Annotated in this window: 20 protein-coding genes; 14 read left to right on the top strand and 6 right to left on the bottom strand. The window is 71.1% G+C overall.

All coding sequences use genetic code 11. The annotated features are described in order from the left end of the window. Nucleotides 1–131 precede the first annotated feature (131 nt). The 6 genes from TU31_RS28015 to TU31_RS37325 all read left to right on the top strand — a co-directional run bounded on the left by TU31_RS28015 (nucleotide 132) and on the right by TU31_RS37325 (nucleotide 7,600). A complete protein-coding gene (locus tag TU31_RS28015) occupies nucleotides 132–1,073 on the top strand; it encodes a carbohydrate ABC transporter permease (protein WP_042159496.1) in 942 nt (313 codons plus the stop codon). 164 nt (nucleotides 1,074–1,237) lie between these two features. After that, nucleotides 1,238–2,008 (top strand): carbohydrate ABC transporter permease, encoded by a 771-nt coding sequence (locus tag TU31_RS28010; protein WP_042160052.1) that lies wholly within the window; start codon nucleotides 1,238–1,240, stop codon nucleotides 2,006–2,008. Next, on the top strand, nucleotides 2,008–3,327 hold the full coding sequence (locus tag TU31_RS28005) for an ABC transporter substrate-binding protein (RefSeq protein WP_107070767.1): 1,320 nt from the start codon (nucleotides 2,008–2,010) through the stop codon (nucleotides 3,325–3,327). The genes TU31_RS28010 and TU31_RS28005 overlap by 1 nt, the downstream gene beginning before the upstream one ends. A 484-nt stretch (nucleotides 3,328–3,811) precedes the next feature. Beyond that, nucleotides 3,812–5,011: a S8 family peptidase gene (locus tag TU31_RS28000; RefSeq protein ID WP_042159493.1), complete on the top strand. Its 1,200-nt coding sequence runs from the start codon at nucleotides 3,812–3,814 to the stop codon at nucleotides 5,009–5,011. A 178-nt stretch (nucleotides 5,012–5,189) separates the two neighbouring features. Beyond that, nucleotides 5,190–5,777, top strand: coding sequence for a TetR/AcrR family transcriptional regulator (locus TU31_RS27995; protein WP_042159490.1), 588 nt, complete (start codon nucleotides 5,190–5,192; stop codon nucleotides 5,775–5,777). Next, a complete protein-coding gene (locus TU31_RS37325; RefSeq protein WP_042159487.1) occupies nucleotides 5,774–7,600 on the top strand; it encodes an MFS transporter in 1,827 nt (608 codons plus the stop codon). Before TU31_RS27995 ends, TU31_RS37325 begins: the two co-directional genes overlap by 4 nt. Nucleotides 7,601–7,919: 319 nt before the next feature. Here TU31_RS37325 and TU31_RS27985 read toward each other — a convergent pair whose 3' ends face one another. Then, nucleotides 7,920–9,041: a glycosyltransferase family 2 protein gene (locus TU31_RS27985; RefSeq protein WP_502693977.1), complete on the bottom strand. Its 1,122-nt coding sequence runs from the start codon at nucleotides 9,039–9,041 to the stop codon at nucleotides 7,920–7,922. Between the two features lie 312 nt (nucleotides 9,042–9,353). Between TU31_RS27985 and TU31_RS27980 the strand changes: the two genes are divergently transcribed. Continuing rightward, nucleotides 9,354–9,947: a DinB family protein gene (locus TU31_RS27980; RefSeq protein WP_042159480.1), complete on the top strand. Its 594-nt coding sequence runs from the start codon at nucleotides 9,354–9,356 to the stop codon at nucleotides 9,945–9,947. 216 nt (nucleotides 9,948–10,163) lie between these two features. On the opposite strand, the gene bla is transcribed toward TU31_RS27980, so the two are convergent. Beyond that, nucleotides 10,164–11,081, bottom strand: a complete 918-nt coding sequence (gene bla / locus TU31_RS27975) for a class A beta-lactamase (RefSeq protein ID WP_042159478.1) — start codon at nucleotides 11,079–11,081, stop codon at nucleotides 10,164–10,166. Between the two features lie 166 nt (nucleotides 11,082–11,247). On the opposite strand from bla, the gene TU31_RS27970 reads away from it, so the two are divergent. Continuing rightward, a complete protein-coding gene (locus TU31_RS27970; RefSeq protein ID WP_042159476.1) occupies nucleotides 11,248–12,150 on the top strand; it encodes a LysR family transcriptional regulator in 903 nt (300 codons plus the stop codon). After that, entirely contained in the window at nucleotides 12,147–13,049 is a 903-nt protein-coding gene (locus TU31_RS27965) for a serine hydrolase (protein WP_042159473.1), read from the top strand. The genes TU31_RS27970 and TU31_RS27965 overlap by 4 nt, the downstream gene beginning before the upstream one ends. On the opposite strand, the gene TU31_RS27960 is transcribed toward TU31_RS27965, so the two are convergent. Next, complete coding sequence (locus tag TU31_RS27960; RefSeq protein WP_245698813.1) at nucleotides 13,046–15,556, bottom strand: SpoIIE family protein phosphatase; 2,511 nt, start codon at nucleotides 15,554–15,556, stop codon at nucleotides 13,046–13,048. The genes TU31_RS27965 and TU31_RS27960 overlap by 4 nt on opposite strands. A 212-nt stretch (nucleotides 15,557–15,768) precedes the next feature. Here TU31_RS27960 and TU31_RS40345 point away from each other — a divergent pair, with 212 nt between their 5' ends. From TU31_RS40345 to TU31_RS27935, 5 genes are all read left to right on the top strand, one after another. Next, nucleotides 15,769–17,472 (top strand): sensor histidine kinase, encoded by a 1,704-nt coding sequence (locus TU31_RS40345; protein ID WP_042159468.1) that lies wholly within the window; start codon nucleotides 15,769–15,771, stop codon nucleotides 17,470–17,472. Next, the gene (locus TU31_RS27950; protein ID WP_042159465.1) at nucleotides 17,465–18,151 is read left to right on the top strand and encodes a response regulator; all 687 of its coding nucleotides are present in this window, start codon (nucleotides 17,465–17,467) and stop codon (nucleotides 18,149–18,151) included. The genes TU31_RS40345 and TU31_RS27950 overlap by 8 nt, the downstream gene beginning before the upstream one ends. A gap of 202 nt (nucleotides 18,152–18,353) precedes the next feature. Further along, nucleotides 18,354–19,133, top strand: a complete 780-nt coding sequence (locus TU31_RS27945) for an ABC transporter ATP-binding protein (RefSeq protein ID WP_042159462.1) — start codon at nucleotides 18,354–18,356, stop codon at nucleotides 19,131–19,133. 62 nt (nucleotides 19,134–19,195) lie between these two features. Further along, nucleotides 19,196–21,817, top strand: coding sequence for an ABC transporter permease (locus TU31_RS27940; RefSeq protein ID WP_042159459.1), 2,622 nt, complete (start codon nucleotides 19,196–19,198; stop codon nucleotides 21,815–21,817). 151 nt (nucleotides 21,818–21,968) lie between these two features. Next, nucleotides 21,969–23,024: an NAD(P)-dependent alcohol dehydrogenase gene (locus tag TU31_RS27935; RefSeq protein WP_042159456.1), complete on the top strand. Its 1,056-nt coding sequence runs from the start codon at nucleotides 21,969–21,971 to the stop codon at nucleotides 23,022–23,024. A 53-nt stretch (nucleotides 23,025–23,077) separates the two neighbouring features. Here TU31_RS27935 and TU31_RS27930 read toward each other — a convergent pair whose 3' ends face one another. The 3 genes from TU31_RS27930 to TU31_RS27925 all read right to left on the bottom strand — a co-directional run bounded on the left by TU31_RS27930 (nucleotide 23,078) and on the right by TU31_RS27925 (nucleotide 24,316). Next, nucleotides 23,078–23,383 carry a hypothetical protein gene (locus TU31_RS27930; RefSeq protein ID WP_245698810.1) on the bottom strand — a complete coding sequence of 102 codons (306 nt, stop codon included), beginning with the start codon at nucleotides 23,381–23,383 and terminating at the stop codon, nucleotides 23,078–23,080. Nucleotides 23,384–23,614: 231 nt separating this feature from the next. Next, entirely contained in the window at nucleotides 23,615–23,743 is a 129-nt protein-coding gene (locus tag TU31_RS40340) for a hypothetical protein (protein WP_275451865.1), read from the bottom strand. Between the two features lie 123 nt (nucleotides 23,744–23,866). Continuing rightward, on the bottom strand, nucleotides 23,867–24,316 hold the full coding sequence (locus TU31_RS27925; protein ID WP_042159451.1) for an OB-fold nucleic acid binding domain-containing protein: 450 nt from the start codon (nucleotides 24,314–24,316) through the stop codon (nucleotides 23,867–23,869). Nucleotides 24,317–24,376 lie beyond the last annotated feature (60 nt).

Genomic DNA, 24,376 nt, shown 5'->3' with positions numbered 1-24,376 from the left:
GTGCCGGCCGTCACGACGATGACGGCGGCCGGGAACGGCCGACGGGGAAGAGGGGGAGCGATGGCAGCAGTGCCAACGGCGGGGGCATCCGGCACCGGACCGTCCGGGCCGCGCCGCGCGGAGCGGCTCCCATGACCCTGGCGACCGCACCCCGGCGGCCCTCCGCCCCGGCCGCGGACCGCGCGGCCCGGCCCCGGCGCGACCTGGGGGCGTGGTTCCTCGTGCTGCCCGCGCTGCTCCCGATCCTGGTGCTGAGCGTGGGGCCGCTGCTGTACGGCATCGGACTGGCGTTCACCGACGCCCAGTCGGGCCGGACCCAGGCCACCCGCTTCGTGGGGCTGCTGAACTTCTCCGATCTGTTCCAGGACTCGCTGTTCTGGGACTCGTTCCGGATCGGCCTGATATGGGCCTTCGGCGTCACCGTCCCGCAGTTTCTTCTCGCCCTCGGCCTGGCCCTGCTGCTCCATCTCGATCTGCGGCTGCGCTGGCTGGCCCGGGCGCTCGCGATCATCCCGTGGGCGATGCCCGAGGTCGTCGTCGGCATCATGTGGCGGCTGGTCTACCACCCGGACGCCGGCGTCCTGAACGAGACGCTGCGCGGCCTGGGCCTGTCCGGCGCCGGCGACGGCCGGGACTGGCTGAGCGGGCTGGCCACCGCGCTGCCCGCGGTCATCGTCGTCGGCGTCTGGGCCGGAATGCCACAGACCACCGTCACGTTGCTGGCCGGTCTCCAGAACGTCCCCCGCGAACTGCACGAGGCCGCGTCCATGGACGGCGCGGGCGCCTGGCGCCGCTTCCGCACCGTCACCTGGCCCGCCCTCCGGCCCATCGCCCTCGCCGTCACCGCGCTCAACTTTATTTGGAACTTCAATTCCTTCGCCCTGGTCTTCGTCCTGACCGACGGCGGCCCCGGCGGCCGGACCCGACTCCCGATGCTGTTCGCCTACGAAGAGGCCTTCCGTTACGGGCAGTTCGGTTACGCCGCCACGATGGGCCTGGCGATGGTCGCGGTGATCTCGGTGCTGCTGGCCCTCTATCTGGCCGGCCGGCTGAAGGGGGACGACGACCGGTGAGCGCCACCGAACGGGCCGGCGGCAGCCGCGGCAGGAGCGTCCCGCACGACGCGGAAAACGTCCGTACCCCACGACGCGACGGTCGCCCGCGGCCGCGCCGCACTCCACGCCGCGCCGCCACCCGCACCGGCCAGTACGCCGCCCTCCTCGGCTATCTCGCCTTCCTGGCCTTCCCCTTCCTCTGGCTGCTCTCCACCGCCTTCAAGCCACCGCGGGAACTGGGCAGTCTGCACCCCACCTGGATCCCCGAGGCGCCGACCCTGGACAACTTCCGGCAGGCCTTCGCACAGCAGCCGCTGTCGGCGGCGGCGGGCAACAGCCTGCTGGCCGCGGCGCTCTCCGCGCTGCTGGCCATCCTGCTGGCGACCCCGATGGCGTATGTCCTGGCCCGCGTACGCAATCGCCTCTCGCGGGCGGCCACCGGCTGGGTCGTGATCAGCCAGGCCTTCCCGCTGGTGCTGGTGATCATCCCGCTGTTCCTGATCCTGAAGGGGCTCCATCTGGTGGACTCCCGGATCGGTTTGATCATGGTCTATGTGGTGTGGTCGCTGCCGTTCGCCCTCTGGATGCTGACGGGCTACGTCCGCGCCGTGCCACGGGAGTTGGAGGAGGCGGCGGCGATGGACGGCGCGGGCCGGCTCCGTACGCTCGTCTCGGTCACCGCTCCGCTGCTCGCGCCCGGCATCGTCGCCACCGCGCTGTTCGCCTTCATCACCGCCTGGAACGAGTTCTTCTTCGCCCTGGTCCTGCTCAAGTCCCCGGAGAAACAGACGCTGCCGGTCGTGCTGACCCACTTCCTCGGGGCCGAGGGCGTCGCCGACCTCGGCCCGCTCGCCGCCGCCGCGCTCCTCGCCACCCTCCCGAGCCTGCTGCTTTTCGCCGTCATCCAGCGGCGGATCACCGGCGGGATGCTCGCCGGGGCGGTGAAGAGCTGATGCGTCCCGACCCTGCCCCCGGACGCCGAGTCACCCGGCGGGGCCTGCTCGCCGCGGCCGCCGCGCTCCCGGCCGCGGCCCTGCTCCCGGGCTGTTCCGACGGCCGCCGGCGGCCGACCGGTGGCCGGATCACCCTGCGCTTCCAGTCGCTGGCCTGGCAGCAGGACTCACTCAAGGCCAACAAACAGCTGGTCGCCGAATGGAACCGGCAACACCCCGACATCCGGGTGCAGTACGTCCAGGGCGCCTGGCCCACCGTCCACGACCAACTGCTGACCTCCTTCGAGGGCGGCGAGGCCCCGGACATCATCCACGACGCCTCCGACGACCTCGCGGACTTCGCCTACGGCGGCGACCTCGCCGACCTCACCACCCTCCTCCCGCCGCGCCTCAAGCGCGACATCCCGCAGCGGAGCTGGGAGACCGGCACCTTCGACGGCCGCATCCACGGGGTCCCGTTCCTCCAGGAACCACGGGTGCTGATCGCCAACCGCGCCAAGCTGCACCGGTCCGGCGTCCGCATCCCCACCCCCGAACACCCCTGGACGTGGGAGGAGTTCGAGGAGGCGGCCCAGCGGCTGACCCGCGGCACCACCTACGGCGTCGCCTGGCCGCTGAAGGAACCCGTCTCCGCCACCCTCAACCTCGCCCTGTCCACGGGCGGCCGGATCTTCCACCGCCACCGCGACGGCAAGGCGGAGGTGCGCTTCGACGCCGTCGACCAAAGGGTGCCGCGCACGATCCACGACCAGGTCAACGCCGACCGCAGCGCCTCCCGTACGACGCTGGGCATGGGCGGCTCCGACACCCTCCCGGGCTTCTTCGCCGGGCGCTACGCCATGGTGCCGCTCGGCTTCTCCTACCGGCAGCAGATCGCCCAGCAGGCTCCCAAGGGCTTCGACTGGACGGTACTGCCCGCCCCGAAGGGCACCGCCCTGGACCAGGGTGTGAGCCCGCAGACCCTGTCGATCGCCGAGGACTGCCCGTACAAGGAGGAGGCGATGGCCTTCATCGACTTCTTCCTCAGCCCGCCGAACATGGTCCGGCTCGCCCTGGGCGACTGGCTGCTGCCGACGGGTCAGGAGGCCCTGAAGGACCCCGCCCTACGGGTCGCCCGATACGACTGGGCGACCGGCACCGCCCTGGCGGACTCGCTGCGTTCCGCCCCGGCCCAGTCCGTCCGCGGCTATCCGGAGTGGAAGGACAAGATCGCCACCCCGGGCCTCCAGGAGTACTACAGCGGCGCCATCGGCCTGGACATCCTGCGGAAGCGCCTGGTCGAGGACGGCAATCTGGTGCTCGCCCGCTATCAGCGCTGACGCTTGCGCGAAGCCCTATCGGCGGCGACGTGCGCGCGAAGTCCTCTTGGTGCCGAAGTGTGCGCGGGCTCTTTATCGGCGCACGGTCCTGAGTCCGTTGCGGCGGCCTGCGGTAGTCCCCAGGCGCACCCCAACTGGAGCTGCTCCACTCCGTATTGGGCGTGACGCACACCTCACACCCACCGAGCGCGTGTCAACGGGTACCGCCCGCCGCCCGGCGCACCGTTCACGGCCCCGCCACCCTCTATTGCGTGAACGTAAACGGAGTTGAGTCCCTCCGGTTCAACTCCTGGGCCACTTTGACCACTTCTGAAACATTTCCCATTTCAGCGCCCTTGTTGCCTATCTCACACGCCCCGGCTGGCCTTGAATTGAACTCATCAATCAGACAGGGTTTCGAGCCAGTCCGACGCAGATCTTCCGGTCTGTTCGGGCTATTGCGCAACGCTTTCCCCCCACACCACGAACGAGGAGAATCCTCGCAATGGCTCACAAGCGTTCCAGCAAGAAGCGGCTTGTCACGGCGATATCCGCCGCAGTTGCCGCCACTGGTATCGCCGCCGTCACCGCGGTCACCGCGGGCGCGTCCCCGGCCGCCGAAGGCAAGATCTACGGAGCCGAGGCCAAGGGCGCCGTGGACGGCAGTTACATCGTCATGATGAAGAAGTCGATCCGTGCCACGCAGAGCGGCGACCTGGCCGACAAGTACGGCGGCAAGGTCAAGCGGAACTACTCCTCCGCCATCGACGGCTTCTCGGCCACCGGTCTGAGCACCGAGGAGGCCAAGCAGCTCGCCGCCGACCCGGCCGTCGACAAGGTCGTCCAGAACAAGAAGTTCCACATCGACGGCGCCCAGGCCAACCCGCCGTCGTGGGGCCTGGACCGTATCGACCAGGCGGACACCAAGGGCGACAAGAAGTTCAACTACCCCGACAGCGCGGGTGAGGGCGTCACCGCCTACGTCATCGACACCGGTGTCCACATCAAGCACAAGGACTTCGACGGCCGGGCGTCGTACGGCTTCAACGCCATCGACGGCAGCGACAAGGCCGAGGACGACAACGGCCACGGCACCCACGTCGCGGGCACCATCGGCGGTACCGAGCACGGCGTCGCCAAGAAGGCCAAGATCGTCGGCGTCAAGGTCCTGGACGGTGAGGGCTCCGGCACCACCGAGCAGGTCGTCGCGGGCATCGACTGGGTGACCAAGAACCACAAGGGCCCCTCGGTCGCCAACATGTCGCTCGGCGGCGGCGCGGACGAGGCGCTCGACGCGGCCGTGAAGAAGGCCATCGACGCCGGTGTCACCTTCGCCGTCGCGGCGGGCAACGAGTCCTCCGACGCGGGCCAGGGTTCCCCGTCGCGCGTGAAGGAAGCCATCACCGTGGCCTCCAGCACCAAGGAGGACCAGCAGTCCGACTTCTCCAACTTCGGCAAGGTGGTCGACCTTTACGCCCCCGGCTCCGACATCACCTCGGACTGGAACGACGGCGCCACCAAGACCATCTCGGGTACGTCCATGGCGACCCCGCACGTCGTCGGTGCCGCCGCGGTCTACCTGGCCGGTCACAAGGACGCCAAGCCGGCCGACGTGGCGAAGGCCCTGACCGACGGTGCCACGCCCGACAAGATCACGAACCCGAGCGAGGGTACGCCCAACAAGCTGCTGAAGGTCGTCGAGTAATCATCTGACGTCCTCAGCTCCACACGCCGGCCGTCGCGCTCGCCCCCACGGGGCGCGGCGGCCGGCGCCGTTGTGCCCTCCGCGACGACGCCCGGACGGCCCCCATGCCCCTCCGTGGCCGCCGGGAGCGAAGCGCTTCGCGTAGACACTGTCTACCTCTCTGCGGTAGACAGTGTCTATGAGTGATCAAGACACGGCGGGTCTGCGTGCCCGTTTGGTGCAGGCCGGCGTCGACCTGCTGACCGAAGAGGGCGTGCAGGCCCTGTCGTTGCGGGAGATCGCCCGCCGGGCCGGGGTCTCCCACGGGGCTCCACGGCGCCACTTCCCGACCCACCTGTCCCTGCTGTCCGCCATCGCCCGCCAGGGGTTCGCCGATCTGGCCGACAAGGTCGCGGCGGACATCGACGGCCACCGGACGGACCCCCGCGCCCAGCTCATGGCCCTGGGCCGCGGTTACCTCGACTTCGCGCTGGCCCACCGCGGCATGTTCGAGCTGATGTTCCGTCATGACCTGCTGGAGAGCAACCAACTAGGCCTCCGGGAAACCAGCCTGCCGCTCTTCCAGATCCTCGTCGACCTCGTCTCCCGGGTGCAGCCACGGTCCGACGTGCCACCACCGGTCGTCGCGGGCGCCCTGTGGAGCAATCTGCACGGCATCGCCCAGCTGTGGAGGTGGGGCAGCCTGCAACTCGCCACGGGGACCGACGATGTGGAGCCGCTGCTCCGGGCCGCCCTGGACGCGCACCTCGGGCCGGCGGGCCGATGACCGCCCGACGCCTGCAACGCCTCGTCCTCACCGGCAGTATCACCGGGGCCGTGATCGTCGCCCTGGACGGCACCGTACTGACCGTGGCGCAGCCCGCCCTCCAACGGGATCTGCACGCCTCGTTCGCGCAGGTCCAGTGGACCAGCACCGGCTATCTCATCGCCGTGGCGAGCCTGCTGGTCTTCGCCGGCCGACTCGGCGACCGCTACGGCCACCAACAGCTCTTCGCCCTCGGGATCCTGGGCTTCGGCGCCACCTCGGCGGCAATCGGCCTGGCACCCGGCGTCGGCTGGGTGATCGGACTACGGGTGGCCCAGGGCATCTTCGGCGCACTGCTGCAACCCGCCACCCTGGGAATGCTCCGCGCCACCTATCCACCCGACCAACTCGGCATACCCCTCGCCCTACGCACCAGCGCCATCGGCCTGGCAGCCGCCGCCGGACCGGTCCTCGGCGGCGCGCTGGTCGCGCACTGGGGATGGCGGGGGGTCTTTTTCCTCAATGTGGTGCCGGCTTGTTTGATTGGGGGGCTGGCGTGGGTTGTTCGCGTGCCTTCCCTTGCCCCCGCCCCTCCCCCTCCCCCCACCCCCACCCTCACCCCTCCCTCCGCCTCCGGCCATGTCCCTGCCTCCGCCTCGGCCTTCGAGCCCCGGGAGGCATCCGCCGGCGGACCCGCCGGGGGTGCTGCTCCTGCTGGGGCCGCCGCCACTGGCTCCGGCTCCGAGCCGCGGACGGCACCCTCCGGCGGAGCCACCCCTGCCGCCACTACCGCCGTGGCCTCGACCACGGCCGGGGCCGGCACCACGGCCGGGGCCCGCACCACCGCCGGGGCTGTCGCCGCCCACGGAGCCACCGCCGACCACGGAGCCACCGCCACCCCAGGCGCCCGCGCCGCAGCCGGCCTTGACCTGCCGGGTGCCTGTCTCCTCGCGCTGGCGCTGGTGAGTCTCGTGCACACCCTTGTCGCCCTTCCGGAAACCGGTTGGACGGTGGTCACCGCACTGGGCGGGGCAGTGGCCGTGTTCGCCTGCGGTGCCTTCATCCGGCACGAGCGCCGCACCGCGAGCCCGCTGGTCCCCCTCTCCGTGGTCGGTTCGACCGCCATTGCCTCGGCCCTCGCCGTCCTCCTCTCCGCAGCAGCGGCCCTGTTCGGCACGCTGTTCGTCAGCACCTACTTCCTTCAGGACGTCCTCGCGCTGGACCCGATGGAGTGCGGCCTGCGGGTGCTGCCCCTGGCTGTGCTCATGGTGCTGAGCGCCCCGGCCTCGGCCGTACTACAGCGCCGGTACGGCCCCCGCCGAACGACCCTGGCAGCGATGATTCTCCTCACGCTCGGCATCCTCGTGCTGTCCCAACTCGACCGGACCTCGACGGCACCGGCCATCGGCGCGGGATTCCTCCTGCTGGGCGCCGGCTTCGGCACGGTCATGGTCACGGCGACGGCCGTCATCGTGCGCCATGTGCCCACGGCCCACGCCGGAGTAGCGGGCGGCCTCCAGCAAACCGCGATGAACATCGGCCCGACACTGGGCGTCGCCACCGCCACCATGCTGGTGACCCTCACGACCCCCACCACCACGGGCGACCACTCACCCGGCGGACCACACTGGACCGCCGAAGCCTTCCTCTCCGCAATGGGCCCCACCCTCCTGACCCTGGCAGCCGTCGCCGCAACCGGCGCCCTGGCCGCGGCCAAGCTCCCGCGCGGCACCACGGTCAACGGCGATTCCCGGCAGCCGCCCGCAGTGGTCGCCAGGCGTGATCGTGACCCGTCCAAAGCATCCAAAGCATCCGAAGCATCTGCCACGACCTCCGGTGACTGACCCGTCGACAACCAACCCCCTGTCCCTCGGGGCCGCACGCCCGCTCTCCCCTGGGCGGCGTGCGACCCCGGGTGCAGGCAGCCAACACCGCGGGACAGTCCGGGATTTAGAGCGGGCCCGGACCTCGGACCAGGGCGTGTCACCTCCCCTCCGACCACCTCTGCTGAGCACGGAGCCCGCCCTGGGGCGTGATGCCTCCCCACTCAGGTTCCGTTCCTCGATCCGGCCGCGCGCGGGTCTGTCGAGAGCCGACCCTTCCCGCCACCACGGGATGCCGGGTGAGGCCGCTCCGTGCCGCCCGTCAACGTCGCGGCGTGTGTCAGCTGCCTGCGAGCGCCGTCCGTACGGGCGCTGTGTCGGCCCGGCCCTTCTCGTACACCGTGAGGCCCCGGGCCAGATGGAGAGGTACCAGCAGCAGTTCCACGATGAGGGCCTTCCAGGCGTAGACGAGGTTGACGGCCTTGGTTGCGTAGACGCAGGGGATGTTCAACAGGACGGTCGAGAGGGCGAGTTTGCGGCGGTGTGCGGCGTAGAGGAGTGGGGGTGTTGTCAGGAGGAGTTCGGCGCCGGCCCACCAGGCGAAGGCCAGGGCGGGGGGCTGGTCGGTTGTTGCGGTGAGGAGGAAGGGTGTTGCCCACCACAGGGGTGCGGTGAGGATCTCCAGGAGGGCGAGCAGCACCCAGACCGCCAGCAGGGGTTTGTGCAGGATCAGCCGTCCGAGGTGGAGCCGGACGTTCTGACAGAAGCCGGCCATCCAGCGCCAGACCTGCTTGCGGAGGTAGGTGAGGTCTTCCGGGTCGGCGGCCAGGGCGACGGCGTCGGAGACGTAGACCGCGCGTCTGCCCGCGATCTGCTGGGACCACGTGTAATCCATGTCCTCGACGATGGTTCGTTCGGGGAAGCCGCCGAAGGTCATCAGGTCGTCGCGTCGGAAGACGGAGCAGCAACCAGAGCACACCATGGGGCTGTTGGCGCGGGCCTGGATGGGACGGTGCCAATGGAAGCCGAAGAGATATTCGGTGGAGCGCCCGCGTTCCCACAGTGTGCGGGTGTGTCGGGTGCGGACCGTGCCCGCGGCGACCGAGACGCCGGGGTCGTCGAAGACGGGCAGGACGGTCTCGATGTAGTCCGGCGCGAGGACGGTGTCCGCGTCGACGGCCAGTACGAGGTCGGTGGTGCACTGCGGCAGTGCGTAGTTCTGCGCCTTGGCCTTGCTGCCGAGATTGCGTGGCGGCCGCAATACGGTCACTCCGTGTGAGGCCGCCACCTCGCCCGTGCGGTCCGTGGAAGCGTCGTCCACTACCAGGACCCGGTCAGGCGGGACCGTTTGAGATGCGAGGGACTCCAGCGTGGCCGGCAGGCCCTCCTCCTCGTTGTGTGCGGGCACGATGACGGTGATGGTGTGCATGTCGTTCTCCCCCTGTCTTGCGGATCGCGCCAACTACGACCGTGAGCAGTCCGATCACGCCGTAGACGATGGTGCTGATGCCGATGAACGGCAGTCCTCCGTGCATGTCACCGACGGTAGGGGAGGTTGCGCCCGACGTGGTTCCGGAGGGCCCCTCCTGTGGATAACTCGCCCAACGAGAGGGCGCACCGCGGGAAGTGGCCGGCGGAGCCGTCAGTCGGGGATCAACCGACTCGTGAATCTCGGGGAGGAACGGCGGCACATCTCCGGTTCGTCGGTCGCGCCAGGCGATCCGATTCCGCCGCGAGAGAGGGAGAGAGCTCACCCGAGCGGCAGACTGGCCCCATGACCCCATCAGATCCCAAGGCTGACCTTCGCTTCTACCTTCAGTCCGCCCGCGATGCCCTGCTGTGGAAGCTCGACGGGCTTTCGGAGTACGACATTCGTCGCCCGCTGACGCCGACCGGCACCAATCTCCTGGGCATGGTGAAGCACGTGGCCAGTGTGGAGCTGGGCTACCTCGGCGACACCTTCGGACGGCCGTCCGGCGAGCCGCTGCCCTGGCTCGAAGACGCTGCTGAGACCAACGCTGATATGTGGGTCACCGCCGACGAGTCGCGTGAGTACATCGTCGGGCTCTACCGCCGGGCGTGGGCGCACGCGGACGCGACGATCGAGGCGCTGGCGCTGGACACGGTCGGCACGGTGCCGTGGTGGCCCAGCGGGAAGGACGAGGTGACGTTGCATCATGCCGTGGTGCGGGTGATCGCCGATACTCACCGGCACGCCGGCCATGCCGACATCCTCCGGGAACTCATGGATGGCGCCGTAGGGATGAACGAGAGCAACGACAGCATGGCGCCAGGTGACTCGGCCTGGTGGGAGAACTATCGGGGCCGACTGGAGCGGGCGGCTCAGGAAGCCGGCCGGGACGCGTAACTTCAGGATTGGTCACGCCAGGTTTCAAGGCCTCTAATTCCCAAGCGACGTGGCAAATCGTTGTGCGCAAAGAGGCTGAGACGGTGCCGGATTGCTCGGCAGGCCGGCCGCCCGTGACGGCGGCCGGCCTGCACCGAGGCAGGCAGCGGCAGGGGCAGCAGGCAGCGGAGCCGGCCGGCCTTGCCGGGCTCCTCTCGTCGGTCTCGGCTACGCCCCCTACGACATCTTCTCCGCCACCACCGACGCCGCCCCCGCGACCAGCGCGTCGTCATACTTCGCGTCCTTCTGGGTGCGGTTCGACATGATCGCTACGACGATGGGGGCGGCGTGGGGTGGCCAGACCACGGCGATGTCGTTGCGGGTGCCGTAGGTGCTGCCGGCGCCGGTCTTGTCGCCCACGAGCCAGGTTTTGGGCATGCCGGCCTTGATGAGTTTCGCTCCGGTGGTGTTGGTCTGGAGCCACTTGGCGAGCTGGGCGCGTTCGCGCCGGGGCAGGGTGTCGCCGAGGACGAAGGTGCGCAGGTCCTTGGCGAAGGCCCGGGGTGTGGTCGTGTCCCGGGTGTCGTTCGGGGCCCAGTCGTTGAGTTCCGGCTCGTGGCGGACCATCCGGGTGGTGTGGTCACCCAGCTTCTCCAGTGCGGCGTCGAGTCCCTTGGGGCCGCCGATCGAGTCGAGCAGCAGGTTGGCGGCGGTGTTGTCGCTGTAGCGGACGGCGGCGTCACACAGGGCGCGCAGGGTCATCCCGGTGTCGACGTGCTTTTCGGTGATGGGGGAGTTGGAGACCAGATCGTCGCGGGAGTAGGTGATCACCTTGTCCATGCCGGGCAGTGAGTACTTTCGCAGTACGGCGCCGGCGGCCAGCGCCTTGAAGGTGGAGGCGTGGGCGAAGCGTTCGTCCTGGTGGTAGGTGATCTCGCGGCCCGTGCTGGTATTGATCGCGTAGACGCCGAGCCGGGCGTCGAATTTTCGCTCAAGTTCCTTGAATGCCTGGGCGGATGACTTCGGTGTCGCGCCCGCGTGTGCTGCTTTCGTGGTGGGGGAGGAGGCGGCCGGGGAGCCGCAGGCGGTGAGCGGGACGAGACTGAGGGTGGCGAGCGCGCCGATCACCAGGCGCCGGGCTCGGGTGTGGTGCATGTCAAAACCTCCGGGACTCCCGGGCACGCGAAGCGTACGGGGAACGGGTGGCGGCCGGCCCTGCTTTGGGTGGCCGCCGTTGCCGCGACCACCCTCGCGTTCCGGCATCTATGCAGTCCAATGCGCTCATGAGGGTTTCCATGCCGAAATCGCATAGGGTGGCGTCGTGGATCTGGTGGGAGCGTGTCGTGCGTTTGTCAGCGTGAGCGAGCGCGGCAGTTTCACCGTCGGAGCGGCCGCCGCGCGGATGTCGCAGTCGGTGGCCAGCCGTCGTGTCGCCGCCCTGGAGGAACGCTTCGGTGAGCGGCTTTTCGAGCGAACGGCGCGGCGGGCCGTGCTCACGCCGTTCGGCCGGGACATGCTGCCGGCCGCCAGACAGCTGGTGCTCGCGGCCGATGTGCTGCAACACGAGGCGGAGACCGCCAAGCTCAAGCCGTGGCGGCTCGCGGTGCCCGACATCTGCTCCACCGCGGGTCTCGCCCGCCTCATCGCCGACGCGCGAGGCCACGGTGTCACCCTCGATCTCCGGGCCGCGGCACCGGCGGAGCGGGCCGAGCTGCTGCACTCCCAGCAGGTGCGCGCCGCCTTGCTCGCCGTTCCGCGGGACGAGGCGACCTGGTCCGTGCCGCTCGGGCTCGCCGGTGCGCAGGATCCGGGAGGGAAGCGCCTCTATGCCGAGACGCTGCGCATGGGGCGCGCCGCGCTCGGCGAGCCCCGCCGTATCTGGATCCAGCCGGAGGACGATGTGCCGCATATCCGTGACCCGTTGACGCGACTGCGCGACGCCGTCGGGCTGCGGCCCGCCCAGCTCGTCGTCGCGGCGGACCACACGGCCGCCGCGGCGGAGGTGCTGTGCTCGCGCGATGTGCTGCTCTGCTCCCCCGCACAGGCCCGGGAACTCGCCCTGCACTGGCGCCCGCTCGGCGAGATCACTCTCACCCGGGGGTTCGCCCTGGCCACTGCCGTCGCCGGCCACCCGGACCATATCCGTGCCCGTCTGGGCGACGACATCGCCCGCTGCCTCGGCGCCGACGAGGGCGTCGAGACGCCGGGCGCGGTGGTGACATGAGCACCGAGGCACTGCTGCGCGAGATGCGTCAGCGGCTGCGCGACGGTGGCCTGCACGGCTGTTTCCTCGTCCGGGACCTGCATACGGGACAGGAGCTGGGCATCGAGCCGGACACCCAGCTGCCCGCCGCTTCCCTGGTGAAGATCCCGCTGGCGCTGGCGACACTGGAACGCATCCGACGGGGCGAGCTCGACGGAGCGACGATGCTGACCGTGGAACCCGGGCGGATCACCTCGCCCGGACCGACCGGGCTGAGCCGTTTCCGCCATCCGGTCCGGATCGCCATCGACGATCTGCTCTACCTCAGCACCTGCGTGAGCGACGGGACGGCCGCGGACGCGTTGTTCGCCCTCACCCCGCCTGCTCAAGTTGCCGGAATCATGCGGGAGTTCGGACTTCAGGGCATCTCCGTCCGGCACACCACGCGCGAGCTGACCGAGACCCCCGTGGAACGCTTCGAAGCCGCGGAGGCCCATCTCGCCTACGCGCTCGCCATCGAGGCCGGCACCAGCGGCCGCGGCCACCGGGTGCCGCAGCTCGATGTGACCCGCGCGAACTCCGGCAGCGCGCGCTCGTACGTCGAACTCCTCCAGGCGCTGTGGACACCCTCGGCGATCCCCCCGGAGGTGGCCGGGCGCGTCCGCGGCCTCATGGCCGACAATCTGCTGCGGCAGCGCATCTCCCCGGACTTCAGCTCGGACGCCTCCATCTGGTCCTCCAAGACCGGCACCCTCCTCAATCTCCGGCACGAAGTCGGTGTCGTCGAGCACTCCGACGGCCAGACCTTCGCCGTCGCCGTCCTCACCGAGTCACTCGTCCCGGCCGGCACCCAACCCGATGCCGATGCCGTCATGGCGCACGTCGCCCGCACCCTCCGCGACCACCTCCGGCAGCTTTAGGGCGCGTCCCCAGGGGCCGTCCCTGGGGCGCCGTCCCGCTGCGGCGACCCGGGACCGTACTCGGTGAGCATCAGGGCGATGTCGTCGGCCCGGTACGAGGAGCGCCGGGCGTTGTGCAGCAGCCGGTCGGCGAGTTCGTCCAGGGAGTCCGCGCGGGCGTGCGCCAGGGAGGAGCGAAGGCGGTCGATGCCCACGTCGATGTCGGCGCCTGGCTCCTCGACCAGACCGTCCGTGTAGAGGGCGAGGACGGATCCCGGCGGGAGGTCGACCGGGGTGGTGGGGTAGGCGCTCGTGCGTTCCACCCCGAGGAGCGGGCCGATGTCGAGGTCGAGGACCTCGGTCGTCCCGTCGGGGCGGCGGAGCAGCGGCGGGGGGTGGCCGGCGGTGACGGCCTGGGCATGGTGGGTGTCGGCGGCCACGTGGAGGTAGCAACAGCTGGCCAGCAGCCCGGGATCGAGGTCGATGAGGGTGCGGTTGACGCCCGCCATCACCTCGCCCGGAGCATGGCTCACAGCTGTGAACGCCCGTACCGCGCTGCGGAGTTGGGCCATGGTGGCCGCGGCGGCGATGCTGTGCCCCTGCACGTCGCCGATGATGAGCGAGACCCCCTCACTGGTGGGGATGGCGTCGTACCAGTCGCCGCCGATGTCCATCCCGCTGGTGCCGGGCAGATAGCGCGCGACGGTGCGGATGCCGGGGATCACGGGCAGCCGGTGCGGCAGCAGTGCCTGCTGGAGGCCGCGTGCGATGGCGAACTCCGAGTCGTAGAGCTTCGCGCGTTCCAGTGCCTGGGCGATCAGCCCGGCGAGGGCGGTGAGCACGCCGCGGTCCTTTTCGGTGAACCGATGGTTCTTGTCGAACCCGAGGACGCAGGTGCCGACCGGGTGGCTGGAGGCGATCAGCGGCAGATATGCCCAGGAGTTCACCTCGCCGGTGGCGGCGCCCGGATAGGTCCGGGTGAGGTCCTGCCGCGATTCGATGAAAAGCGGAGCGCCGGCGGTCAGGGCCTCCGTGCCGGGCAGCCGGGCGTGCAGCGGTGCGCCCTCCAGTCCGTCGAGGAAGTCTTCGTGGCGCCCGGTGCGGAAGAGGCGGTGCATCGTTCCCTGGCGGACCACATAGATGGCCAGCTGCTGGCCTCCGAAGGCGGGCAGGAGCTGGTCGGAGACGACTTCGCAGACCTGGCGGGTGGTGACCGCCTCGGTCAGCGCGCTGCCGAGCTGGAGGACGTGGTGCATGACTCCCAGCCGCGTCGGGGTCGCGGCGGCGGCCGGCTCGTCCGTGGAGGCGGGCGGTGCCGAGGCCGACGGGGGATGCCCGAGGGGCACCACCCGGCCGGTCACACCGTCCGCTTCCGGATGGAGGGAGAAGGCGAGCCAGCGGTCGGGCGCCTGGCAGGCGAGGAACGAGGCCGGCGCCTGCGAGATCATCGCGGACCGGTGCCGGGACTCGACATCGGGATCGGACAGCCAGGGCAGCGCGTCCCAGAGCACCCGCCCCAGCAGCTCGTCGCCGGACACGTCCAGCTGCCGCAGGGCGGCGTGGTTGGCGTAGGTGACCCGCCCGTCGGGAGCGAGGGAGAACAGCCCGTCCCGCAGCCGTTCGACCGCGGCGACGGCCGCGCTGCCGGCCCGGCTGTCGACGACCGCGCCCACCAGCCGGCGGCGGGCCGGCACATCGTCCGTCTCCAGGACACGCGCCCACAGCTCGACCGTGCGGTAGCCCTCGCCGCCGCCCCCGCGATCCCGTACGCGCAGGCGCCGCGCGGTGATCCGGCGACCCCTGGCGGCCGCCTCCCGGGCCGCGGACAGGAACGCGGCGAGATCGCCGGGGTGCAGGCAGGCGGCCAGCGAGGTGGCCTGACCGTCGAAGGCACGGGGGTCGAGACCGAAGATCGCGCAGAGCTCGTCGTCTCCGCGGAAGGCACCGGAGCCGAGGTCCCAGCCGAACAGGCCGACCCGTACGGCCGTGGCGGAGGGCGCCGGGATCTCGACCGGAACCGTCTCCGGGGCGCAGTCCACCGGATCGCCGGTACGGGCGCGGAGCGCGGCGAGGGAACTCCCGAGCCGGCCGGCGACGGTCCGTACGTGCCGGCGACAGGCCCGGGACAGCCCTTCGCTGCCGGGTGACGCCGCCCAGACGACCGCCAGCGCCCCGAAGGTTTCGCCGCCCGCGCCCACCGGCACGGAGCAGGAGCCGAAGGCGTACGGCAGCGCCATCGCGAGCTGCGGATAGCGGCGCATGGTCTCCTCGGCGTTGGCCAGGTGCACGGTGCGCCCCGAGCGGTACGCCGTGGCGAGCGGGATGGGGCTGCTCACCGGGATCAGGCGCCAGCCACCCAGCAGGGAGGGCGGCACCCCGTATGCCGCGGCGAGCACGATCGACCGGCGGTCGCGGGAGCGGAGGAAGACGCTGCCCGCGTACGCGCCGGTTCCTTCGACGGCCTCGACGGCGGCCGCGGCGAGCAGATCCGCGCACTCCGCCGTCTCGCCGACGGTCATCCCGCGCATACCTCCAGTGTGCGCATGTATGGGCCCGGCGGCCCAGAGCGGCCACTCAGCGAGAGGTACGGGTCACAGCCTGCACCCCCTGCCGCGCCGGGACGCCTCAGGCTCGGGCACGCACCCGGGGCCGCATTCCCCGGGGCCTCTGTCTTTGGGCAGAGGCGGCTCACCCTCAAGAAGCAGGGAAGCCCGGTGCGGAGCCCTCGATAATCGTCGTCATGTCCTCCAGCGCCCCGGCCGAGACCGAGCCCCCCGCTTCCCGAAGCCTCTTCGCGGGGCCGGGGGAGCAGGGGCGGTGGCTGGTGTGGCGGGCGGTGGGCGAGGCGGTCACGGCCGCGGTGCTGGTGCTGCTCGTGCACGACGCGGAGTCGGCGGTCGAGGCCAGGCTGGTGGGCGAGGCGGCGGGCCTGGCGGTCCTCGGCATCGTGCTGGTGCTGATGCGGCGCCGGTTTCCGGCGGCCTGTGTGCTCGGGCTGGCGGCGCTGATGGGGGCGGTGCCGTCGGTGGCGCTGCTGACCGCGGTGGCCGCCTACACCGCCACCCGGCAGCTGAGGACGCCCCGGCAGCGGATCGGGGTGCTGCTCGGGGCGGCCGCTCTGACGATGCTGATCGGCGCGGTGTGCGCCCCCGCGCTGGAGGTGGGCAGCAGCCTGTTCGGCCTGGCGCTGGGGGCGGTGCTCGCCGTCACCACGGTTGTGGTGCCGGGGCTGGTCGGTACCGCTGCCGGGCAGCAGGGCCGGCTGCTGCGGGCGCTGCGGGAGCGGGCGGCCGCCGCCGAGGAGGCGCGGCGGCTGGCCGAGAGCGAGTCCCGGATGCGCGAGCGGTCGCGGATCGCCGCGGAGATGCACGATCTGGTGGGGCACCGGCTGAGCCTGGTCTCCCTGCACGCGGGCGGGCTGGAGATGGCGCTGGAGAAGGCGGCGCCCGAACTGCGGGACGAGGCCGCGGTGGTGCGCCGCGCCACCCGGGACGCGATGCAGGAGCTGCGGGAGGCGCTGGGGGTCCTCGGCCCGCTGGAGAGCGACACCGGCACCGGCGCGCTGACCGACGCGACGGGCACCCGCGCGGACATCGAGGCGCTGGTCGAGGAGTCACGCGGGGGCGGCATTCCCGTCGAGCTGTGCTGGGAGGGGGCGGATCTGGACGCCCGGCCGGCCCGGGTGCGGCGGGCGGTGCACCGCGTGGTGCGCGAGTCGCTCACCAATGTGCACCGGTACGCGGCCGGGGCGCATGTGACCGTTGCCGTCCGCCACACCGGAGAGCGAGTGGTCGTGCGGGTGCGCAACGGCGTTCCGCCCACCCGGCCCGCCGCCACGACGGGGCTCGGCTCCGGGCGCGGGCTGGCCGGGCTGCGGGAACGGGTGGCGCTGCTCGGCGGAGAACTGGAGGCCGCGCGCACGCCCGGTGGCGGCTTCGCGGTCGCGGCCGACCTCCCCGCCGACCCCGGGCCCGGCGCCGAGACGACGGACGCGCGACCGGAGGCCGGTGGCCCGGTCGTGGCCGACGAGCCCGCCGGCCGGCTCTCCGCCCTCCAGCGGCGCGCCGCCGGCGCCGTCATCGGGCTGCTCGGCCTGACCGGGGTGGGCGTGATGGTGCTGTTCGGGGTCCTGCTGGTGGACCGTTCACGGTATGACCTCGCGTACGAGCGCCCCGAACGGCCCCGGGTGGGGATGACGAAGGAGCAGGTGAAGCAGGCCGTGCCGGCGGACGACGAGGCCTCGCGCGCGGCCGCCGCGGGGCGTGAACCGCCGCGTCCGCCTGCCGCCACCGACTGCCTGTATCCGTACGCGAGCGAGCGTCCCGAGGGCGGCCGGCTGCCGATCGTCCGCTACTGCTTCCGGTCCGACACCTTGATCGCGATCGACCGCTTTACCGTTCCGATGGTGACCGAACCTCATAGTGGGAGCACGACGCATGACTGACCAGGCCAACTCCGCGGTCTCCGGGCCGGGTTCCGCGAGCCGGGTGCTGCTCGCCGACGACGAGGAGATGGTCCGGCACGGCGTCCGGCTGATCCTCCGGCACGCCGAGGGCATCGAGGTGGTGGGGGAGGCGGCCAACGGCGCCGAGGCCGTCCGGCGCGCCGCCGAAGACCGGCCCGATGTGGTGCTCCTCGACGTCCGTATGCCCGTACTCGACGGGCTCGCCGCCGTCGAACCGCTGGTCGCCCTGGACCCCGCGCCGCAGGTGGTCATGCTCACCACCTTCGGCGACGAGGAGAACGTCCTCCGGGCCCTGCGGGCGGGCGCCACCGGCTTCCTGCTCAAGGACGAGGGACCGCAGGAGCTGATCCGCGCGGTACGGGCGGCGGCCGCGGGGGACGCGGTGCTCTCGCCCGGTGTCACCGGGACCGTCGTCCGGCGGATGCTCAGCGGCGGCGCGCCCCGCGTCCCGGACCGCAGAGTGGCCGGGCTGACGGACCGGGAGCGGGAGGTGCTGGTGATGCTGGGCGAGGGGCTGTCCAACCTGGAGATCGGCACCCGGCTCGGCATCGGGGTGGGGACGGTCAAGACCCATGTCGGCTCGATCCTGGGGAAGACGGGGTGCGGCAGCCGGGTGCAGGCGGCGCTGCTGGCGCACCAGGCCGGACTCATGGGCTGAGGCCCGGGCTCGGGCTCCCGTACGGCCCTCTGGGCCCCTCCGGCTCTCCCTTAGGGGAGAGGGGCCGTGGTCCGTGCGGCCGAGGGAGCCGCCGTGGCTCCGCCCTTGGACAGGCGGCGCATTCCCGACCTGAGGGCGACGGATCCGGGGGTGTGCCGCGGCCACGATGGCCGGGAGTCCCGCACCCCTCCCAGGAGTCCCCATGTCACAGCCCGCACCCCCGGCCACTAGCCTTCAGACGACCGCCGTCGCCGCCCGCGCGACGGAGCTGACCAAGGTCTACGGCGCGGGCGAAACCCGTGTCGTGGCCCTCGACTCGGTGTCCGTGGAGTTCGGGCGCGGCCGGTTCACCGCGATCATGGGGCCGTCCGGCTCGGGAAAGTCGACCCTGATGCACTGCATGGCCGGCCTCGACTCCTTCTCCGGGGGCTCGGCCCGGATCGCCGACACCGAACTGTCCAGCCTGGGCGACCGACAGCTCACCAGGCTCCGCAGGGAGAAGATCGGCTTCGTCTTCCAGGCGTTCAACCTGCTGCCCACGCTGAACGCCCTCGAAAACATCACGCTCCCGATGGATATCGCCGGCCGCAGACCCGACCAGGAGTGGCTGGAGCTGATCGTGGGGACCCTCGGCCTGTCCGGGCGGCTGCGGCACCGCCCCTCACAGCTCTCCGGCGGCCAGCAGCAACGCGTCGCCGTGGCCCGCGCGCTGGCCGGGCGACCCGAGATCGTCTTCGCGGACGAGCCGACCGGCAACCTCGACTCCCGTTCCGGCGCGGAGCTCCTGGGCTTCCTGCGGGATTCGGTGCGCGAGCTGGGACAGACGGTCGTGATGGTCACGCATGACCCGGTGGCCGCCTCCTATGCGGACCGGGTGGTCTTCCTCGCCGACGGGCGGCTCACCGACGATCTGCCCGCCCCCACCCCCGAGGCCGTCCTCGACCGGATGCGGCACTTCGATACCCAGGGCCGGCAGACCTGACGCGGCCGCCCCTCAGCGCCCGTATTCCGCCTCCGCCCCCTCGCACTCCTCTGGGACCGACCATGCTGCGTACCGCCCTGCGCAACGTCCTTGCGCACAAAGCCCGCTTGCTCATGACCGCGCTCGCGGTCCTGCTCGGTGTCGCGTTCGTCTCCGGCACCCTCGTTTTCGGCGACACCGTCGCCCAGGCCTACCGCAGCGCCTCCGCCGCAAGCCTCCAGGGCGTGGCAGTCTCCGTACGGGCGGCGGAGCCCACCACCACCCCCGATACGGCCGGCGGCGAGGAAGCCCCTGCCCCCGACCCGTCAGGCAACGGGGACCCCAAGAGAACCACCGCCCTCGACACCGCGCTGGCCCGGAAGATCGGCCAACTGCCCGGCGTCGCCTCGGTACGCCCCACCGTCCACGGGGAGGCCACCGTGGCCGGAAAGGACGGCCGCCCGGTCAGCGCCGACAGCAGCCGGCAGCACCTCGCCACCAACTACGTGCCGGGCAAGGACGGCAAGGACAGCCACTATCCGCTGAAGGCGGGCCGCGGCCCCGCCGCCGCCAACGAGCTCGCCCTCGATGCCGGGACCGCCGAGAAGGCCGGCTACCGCATCGGTGACACCATCCGTTTCGCCCTCGACGGGCCCGTCCTGACCAAGAAGCTGGTCGGTGTCGTCTCCACCGACGATCCGCGGATCACCGCCGGCGGCAGCCTCACACTCTTCGACACCCGGACGGCACAGCAACTGTTCCGCCACCCGGGCGAGTTCGACGAGCTCGCGGTCGCGGCCCAGGACGGCACCGACGAGCGCGCACTGACCGACCGGGTGCGGGCGCTGCTCCCCGCAACGGGCGTCCAGGCCCTCAGCGGCGCCGACCTGGCCGTCGAACAGTCCGCCCAGATCGCCCGGGACACCCGGTCCCTCACCAAGACGCTGCTGGTCTTCGCCGGAATCGCGCTGTTCGTGGGCGTTTTCCTCATCGCCAACACCTTCACCATGCTCATCGCCCAGCGCAGCCGCGACATCGCGCTGATGCGGGCCGTGGGCGCCTCGCGCCGCCAGGTCGTACGCGCCGTCCTCATCGAGGCCGCGCTCCTCGGCCTGGTGGCCTCCGCCGCCGGATTCGCGCTGGGCCTCGGCATCGCCACCGCCCTGCGGCCGCTGCTCAACACCACGGGCGCCGGACTGCCCGACGGACCGCTGGTCATCACGCCCGTGGCCCCGCTGGCCTCGCTCGCGGTCGGTGTCGCCGTCACCGTGCTGGCCGCCTGGCTGCCGTCCCGCAAGGCCGCGAAGATCGCCCCCGTGGCGGTGCTCAGCAGCGTCGACCAGGCGCCGCCCGGCCGCGCCCTGAGGGTCCGCAATGTGCTCGGCACCCTGCTCACCGGGGCCGGGGCGCTGGTGATGCTGTATGTCTCCACGCTCAGGACGAGCAAGGAGTCCCATCTGATGCTCGCGATGCTCGGCTCCGCCCTCACCCTCGGCGGTGTGATCGTGCTGGCCCCGCTGCTCTCCCGGCCGCTGATCACCCTGGCCGGCAAGGTCACCACCCGCCTCTGCGGCGTCAGCGGCAAGCTCGCCAAGGAGAACGCGCTGCGCAACCCGCGCCGTACGGCCGCCACCGCCTCGGCCCTGATGATCGGGCTCGCCCTGATCACCGGACTGACCGTCGGCGGCCACTCCGCCCAGCGTGCCATGGCCAAGGAGGCCACCCAAGGTCTGACCGCCGACTACAAGGTCACCAACAGCACCGCACGCGGTCTTGCCACGGACACCGCCGCCAAGGTCGCCCGGGTACCCGGAGTCGCCGCGGCCGCCCCCGTCACCTCGGCGGGGCTCGACACCCAGGGCGAGTACGCCGTGCTGACCGGCACCGACCCGAAGGCGTTCGGCAAGACCGCGCGGCTCGACGTCCGGGCCGGCTCGCTGCGTGACCTCGGCAACGGAAAGATCGCCGTCTCCGACGCGTTCGCCCGGCGGACCGGCCTCGGCGTGGGCGACACCCTCGACGCCGAGCTGGGCTCCGGCGCGGCGAGCGGCACGACGCATCGGAAGACGCTGGCGGTCGTCGCCGTCTACGCCAAGACCCGCGCCGCCGACGACGCACTGGGCACCCTGGCCGACGTGCTCCCGTACGCGGACTCCAAGGAGCTGGAAAGCGTGCTGGTCAAGGCCGAACCCGGCAGGGCCGCCGGCCTCGAACGCACGATCCGCGCCGCACTCGGCGACAACCCCCTGCTGAAGGTCCGCAGCCAGGAGCAGCTCGTCCAGGAGAACAACGGCCCCGTCACCACGGTCCTCAACATGATGTACGGGCTCCTCGGCATGGCCGTCGTCATCGCGGTGCTCGGCGTCGTCAACACCTTGGCCATGTCGGTCTTCGAGCGCACCCGCGAGCTCGGGATGCTGCGCGCCGTCGGCCTCGACCGCTCCGGCGTTCGGCGGATGGTCCGTCTGGAGTCGGTCGTGATCTCGCTGTTCGGAGCCGCACTCGGCATCGCCACCGGCACCTTCCTGGCCTGGGCCGGAGGCGGCCTCACCACCTCGTCCATGCAGGAGTACGAACTGGTCCTCCCGTGGGGAAGGCTGGCACTCTTCCTCGCACTGGCACTGGCCATCGGCGTCCTCGCCGCGATCTGGCCGGCCCGCCGCGCGGCCGGCCTGAACATGCTGCGCGCGATCCAGCCGCACTGAGCCACGGGGCGGGACCCCGGCCCGCGCACCGCACCACGGGCGTGCCGTGTCGGCCGAACGGGCGAAGATGCCACGACCGGCCATCGCCGGGTCCGGTCCACGGGAAGGGCGATGGCATGAGTCACCCGCGACGAACGACAGGTACTCCGACGTGAGAGCTTTCGTTCTCCGGAAAGTCGGCGAGGTCGGCGTCATCGAAAAGCCGATCCCCGACCCCGGTCCCAATGACGTGGTCGTGCGCACCACCGCGGCCCTGGTGTGCACCACCGATGTACACGTCATGAGGGGGGTGATTCCGGTTGCTCCGGACGTGACACTGGGGCACGAGGCAGTCGGTGTCGTCCATGCGCTCGGCTCGGCCGTCGAGGGACTGACCGAAGGGCAGCGCGTCGCGGCCGCCGGGATCACGCCCTGCTTCCAGTGCGATTCCTGCCAGCGCGGCTTCTCCTCGCAATGCCGGGGACGGATGCTGGGCGGCGCAAGATTCACCAACCAGCGCGATGGCACGCTGGCTCAGTACTTCCTCGTCAACAATGCCGAGGCCAACCTCGCACCGATCCCCGATGAGCTCTCCGACCACCAGGCGCTGTACGCCACCGACATGCTCTCCACCGGATTCGTCGCCGCCGAACACGCGGAACTCCAACTCGGCGAGACCGTCGCGATCTTCGCGCAGGGTGCGGTGGGACTGTCGGCGACGATCGGCTGCCGCCTGCTCGGCGCCGGCCTGATCATCGCCGTCGAGTCGGTCCCCGCCCGTCAGGAACTCGCCCGCCACTTCGGCGCCGACATCATCGTCGACTACTCACAGTGCGACCCGGTCGAGCGCATCCTGGAGCTGACGGACGGCCAGGGAGTCGACGCCGCCATCGAGGCGCTCGGCGCCCCCCACACCTGGGAGGCAGCCTTCCGGGTCACCAAGCCAGGAGGGCGCATCTCCAACGTCGGCTACCACGGCGAGGTGCGAGAGCCACTGCACATCCCCCTGGAGCCCTTCGGCTACGGCATGTCCGACAAGCAGGTCTACGGCGGCTTCAACCGCGGAGGCCGCGGCTGGCTGCGACGCATCTTCCGCCTGATGGAGACGGGCAAGGTCGACCCCACGCCGATGACCACCCACGAATTCAGCTTCGACGAAATCGAAGAAGCCTTCCGGATGATGGCCTCGAAGGAAGGGGGCATGATCAAGCCGCTGATTCACTTCTAGGGGGATGGGTGGGTCGTTCCCACTCACCCATCCAACCGCCCAGTCGAACCGCCTCAGTCGTACTGCCTCAGCTGTCCCGGCCGTTCGAAGTAGAAGCCCCGCGGCCCCTCCGGTTCACCGGTGCCGCCGCAGAGGCACGGCGCGGGCCGTCCTTCGACCAGCTTGCTGCCGTTGACCACAGGCTTGCCGTCAAAGCGGCGACCGGCGAAGCCGAAGATGTGCGTCCCCCGGCCCAGCCGCATCAACCCCGCGGTGACCTGCGCCGCCGGCACGGGCAGGCCACCGGCCACGAGACGGACGAGAACGAACAGGTTCAGCTTTTGCCGCGCGGCAGGGCCGGCCCACAGCGCGACGGTCACCGCCGCCTCCTCCCGGTCCGGAATACACCCCCGCACGCGATACGGCTTGGCCAACGGCGCGTCGGTGTAGTGCCAGAGCGCGGTGGCAACGGACCGCTGCGCCCGGGAAAGACACGAGGACGAGCAGCTCACCGGCTGCCCCGGGACGGACATGTCTGTTCGCACCCCCATGCAGTCGTCGTCGATTTTGATGACAGCGATGATCCCCCGCCGTGGGGGCCGGTATCGCACTCAGAGCGATGGCCAGCCGAACACCAAACTCGCGAAGAGACTGAAAATCCACAGCACGGCGAGCGCGGCGACCGTGCCGAGAACACCGATTCCGATGACAACGGCCTTCGCCCCAGCGGTATTTGCCATGGCTCCATCATCTCCCTCACCTCATTCGGCGCGGGCGGCGGGGGTGCTTGCTGTACGAGGCCATGACGTGCCGGGCAACGCTCGCACGAGGGGCAGCGCTCCGGTGCGTAGGCGCGTCGGCCTTCACCATGGGGCTTCCCAGGCATCCGCTCCGAAGGTGCCTTTGACATCGGAGGCGATGGTCGTGGGGTCCACCGTGGCTTGCAGGGCGTAGACGGTGGTCTTGCGTGCGCCACGGACGCTGAGGTGCACGGGGCTGTCGCCTGGGTGGTCCGCGAGGATGCGCTTGAGTTCTTTGACGGACTGTTCGGTGATGCGGTGCGCGGGGAACGCGAGCCGTACGGGGGGCTTGCCGCCGCGCTCGGCGGAGGAGATGTCGAGGACAGTGAGTTCTCTGCCGAAGATGTTCACTGTTCCGTCCCGGTCTTCGACCTTGCCTTTGACGGAGATGACGTTGTCCTCGGCCAGTGCGTGCTGGACGAGCTGGTAGACGGCGGGGAAGAACAGGACCTCCAGGGCGGCGTCGCGGTCGGCGAGGGTGACGATGGCCCAGGGGTTGCCTTGTTTGGTCATCTTGCGTTCGACTCCCAAGTGAAGAGCGTCACAACTACCCACACACATGGGTGAGTTGGG

It is taken from the genome of Streptomyces lydicamycinicus (assembly GCF_000829715.2).
Lineage (GTDB): Bacteria > Actinomycetota > Actinomycetes > Streptomycetales > Streptomycetaceae > Streptomyces > Streptomyces lydicamycinicus.
The sequence above is the reverse complement of the archived record's forward strand: the minus strand, read 5'-3'. Positions and strand labels throughout refer to the sequence as shown.